Source organism: Kitasatospora sp. NPDC049258, from assembly GCF_040678895.1.
In the GTDB taxonomy this organism is placed as follows: Bacteria; Actinomycetota; Actinomycetes; order Streptomycetales; family Streptomycetaceae; genus Kitasatospora.
Genome location: NZ_JBFAQT010000097.1, coordinates 1 through 2,428 on the forward strand (window position 1 = coordinate 1; position 2,428 = coordinate 2,428).

2 protein-coding genes are annotated in these 2,428 nt (G+C 70.3%); both read right to left on the reverse strand.

Annotated features, from left to right (window positions below):
- On the reverse strand, window positions 1-519 hold a 519-nt coding region (locus AB0K43_RS31315), incomplete at its 3' end, for a hypothetical protein (RefSeq protein WP_363645794.1).
- Entirely contained in the window at window positions 516-1,160 is a 645-nt protein-coding gene (locus AB0K43_RS31320) for a helix-turn-helix domain-containing protein (protein ID WP_363645796.1), read from the reverse strand. The genes AB0K43_RS31315 and AB0K43_RS31320, both read right to left, overlap by 4 nt.
- Window positions 1,161-2,428: the final 1,268 nt, after the last annotated feature.

A 2,428-nucleotide genomic window follows, 5' to 3' on the forward strand; every position in this document is an offset into this window, starting at 1 on the left:
TGGTGTTGCCGACGGCGCCCTCGGGCAGCGTGGCGTCCCGCTTCTGCCGGACCAGCAGGCAGTCCCCCTCGGCCCGCAGGCCGGCCGGGAACTTCGCTGTCCGGCCTTGCGGGCCTTCTCCTCCTGGTGCTGCTGCAGCCGGCGCTCGTACTCGCCCTCGAAGTCGCCCTCGTCGAGGCGCATCTCCTGCGGCAGCGCCCGCATCGCCTGCTGCTGCTCCTTGGGGGTGTTGAAGGCCGCGATGGCGGGGTGGAGCTGGAAGCGGCCTCGGCGTACGACGGTTCCGAGCCGGGCGGCCACCAGGTGCTGCATGGCGCGGCTGATCAGGACGCGGTCCATCGCCAGGCCGTCTCCCAGCTCCTCGTGGGTGGCCACCACCAGGCCGCCGGGCTGCTGGACGGTCAGCAGGTGCAGCAGCAGCGCGTAGGCGGTGGGAGGCAGCCGCGGTACGTAGGCCAGCCCGTTGAAGCTCCCCCACAGCGGTCGACGCGCGACCCACTCGTCCGTGGTGACGGTCATGACGGCTTCCCTTCCTTGAGCTTGCGCGGCTCCAGCGTCGCGCCCGGCTGCGCCATCGCCTTGAACGCCTCGGGCGCGGCCGGGTCCTCCAGGAGCGCGTGCAGCAGGTCCAGCTGCTCCACCCTCTCACCCTTACCCGGTGAGGCCCCCTTGCGGCCCTTCTGCGGCTTCTTCAGGCCTCCGCGCAGGCTCGCGGCGGGGTTGAGCTGGTAGACGCCATTACGGACCCGCCGGAGGGCTCCGTCGGCCTCAAGGACGTGGAAGACCCGAGTGATGTGCGGCCGGCTGTAGCCAAGGTGCTCGGCGACGTCGCCGTGGTTGGCCTCGATCAGCCCGCCGGGCTCCTGGCTGCCCATCAGGGTGAACAGGACGACCAGGACGAAGCGGTCGCTGTCGTAGCGGCGGGCGGCCCACCGCATGAACTCGAGCGAGTCCATGCTGAACGCGTCGCCGACGAACCCCGTGCTGCTGGGCAGCGGGAACACCTGGGCGGCGTGGCCCGGTGGCAGCTCGACCGTGTTCGGGCTCGGGATCCGGCTGTACGAGGTGGGCGGAGGTGCGGGGCGCCGGCGCCGAGTGCGCGCGGGCTTCGACTCCGGCAGCCGGGCAGCCGAGCTGCCGTCGGTGGGCCCTGCGCTCATCTCGCGGTTCTCCTTGATCGGATCGGACGTCAGCATCCTGGCACGAACGTGACAGTGCAGGCACAGATTTGGTGACAGGACACGCACGAAAGTCCCTGGAATGTCACCCCAGGGCTGACAAAGCTCTGCGCGTCGGGAACACGATCACCCAGGAGACCTGTGGATAACGTTCGCTGACCCGCGCGACCAGTTACGTAACAGCACAGGCACGAAACTACGGTGGTTGGTCAGCACCGTCTGACATCCGCACCCCCAAAATGTCAGCCCAGGGCTGACATTCCATCCGCCACGCAGCGCCCTGACCAGCACCGATACAGGGCCTCAGCTCTCAGAACGCGGGCGCGCGCGATACCGGACCCCAGCCATCGGGGCAAGCACCGACACGCCAGCACCTGGCCGCCTGGGCGGGGCCCGACGGCAGCCCCCGGCCGGTGCCCCCAGCATCGGCCTGCCGGCCGATCCGGCAGTGCCGCGCCCGCTGCGCTCCGCCTTGCCGGACGGCGGGTTGAGTGCCCTGCCGCAGGACGTGCTGGGCTTCCAGCCGCGCGGAAGCCCCGGCGGGGGGCTCCTCCGGACCCCGCCCCCGCCGGATCCGGCCCGGACCTGACCCCACGGCCGAAGGCCGACCCCGATCCTCCCCAGCAGGTCACGCAGCACGCTCCGTACGGTTCCGGCAATTCCCTCACCTATTCTCGCCTCCTGATCCAGCGCAATCCGTGCATTCTGGGAGTCGATTCAAAGCAGCGCCGAAATGCAATCTGCATAAACACCGGGCAGCGCCGCCAGAATTCGACCCAGCGGATTTCCAGTGACGCCGGATCAGCCCCAATGGAGGCTCTTCCTAACTCCAGACACTAGCGGCCTGCCAAGTTTGATGCACCTGCTTCGGGCGAAGCCCGCCCCTCTCCATCCCTTCGAGTGACACCGGAATCCGACGGCCCGTCACCTCCACCCTCGATCCGCGCCCTGCCACCACCTCACCCACCACCAGGCCGGCCTCCCCAGCCCCGCCCACCCGGGCCGAAGGCCCCACCCACTCACCACTCGTCAACTTCACATGCTCAGCCTGAGAGTTGACCCACCAACCACACTGCACCGCCACGACACCCACTACCTCGCCGGGGCGCAGCCCCGGCAGGCCCGGCACAGTCGGGCGCCCGTGGCGGCGTAGCCGCCACCCAGCACCGGGCGAAGCCCGGTGCCCCCGGCCGAAGGCCGGGCAATACCGGCGGCTCCGCCGCCGCGCAGCGCCGAAGGCGCAAGCAACC

Excerpts from the sequence above, each read along its gene's own strand:
- AB0K43_RS31320 (WP_363645796.1), bottom strand. The coding sequence starts at position 1,160 with ATGAGCGCAGGGCCCACCGACGGCAGCTCGGCTGCCCGGCTGCCGGAG.